The sequence below is a fragment of the Yersinia sp. 1252 StPb PI genome (genome assembly GCF_048593885.1).
Taxonomy (GTDB): domain Bacteria; phylum Pseudomonadota; class Gammaproteobacteria; order Enterobacterales; family Enterobacteriaceae; genus Yersinia; species Yersinia enterocolitica_E.
Map to the genome: position 1 here is coordinate 1 of NZ_JAZGQE010000442.1, position 719 is coordinate 719.

Genomic DNA, 719 nt, shown 5'->3' on the forward strand with positions numbered 1-719 from the left:
CATTAAGAAATTAACTTTTCCGATTAATGAAAATAAATAATATGGATCTTTTATTTTTAACTGTGTCACATGCGATATAAAACCATATTTTAATATGAAATTCATAGTGTTCTTTAATTCACGGCGGAAACTTCTGGGGACACGAATATTATCTTCGGTAATCGCAATGCCAGTTATTATTTTTTTTCGAGCATTAATAAGTAATGCTGTTTTTTTAGTGTTAACCTTTAAACCGTAATCTGAAACTATCTCTGTTATGACTTCGATCAGCGTATGAGGAACATAATCGCCAGAAATTGCGAGATCATCAGCATATCGGGAATACTTTAAGTTATACTTCAGACAAAGATTAGTTAACCTTTCATCTAACCCTTTTAAAAGTAGATTTGATAAGTATGGGCTTGTAGCTGCTCCTTGAGCTAGATGTTCATCATAACAACATAATGCGGCTAAATAGAATGAAACATTATTAGCATATCCTCGTTGTTGAAAATATCTTACAACCCAATTAATTGGAATCGATGGAAAAAAATCTTCTAAATCCATTTTTAGTAATGTTTTAGAGCCAATATGAATTTTAGCATTAGAAATAATAGATTTTTTTGGGGTGAATCCATGGCATGAGTAGTGGGGGTGCTCAGTTAAAAGGATATTTTTATATATCCAGTGCTGACAAGATAGTAGAGAAGGATATGGAGCAACTATATTACGGTCGCCAC

At 32.4% G+C, this 719-nt stretch carries 1 protein-coding gene; it reads right to left on the reverse strand.

Annotated features, from left to right (window positions below):
* A partial coding sequence (locus tag V2A85_RS24205) for a reverse transcriptase family protein (RefSeq protein ID WP_420072621.1) occupies window positions 1-719 on the reverse strand: 719 nt, incomplete at both ends.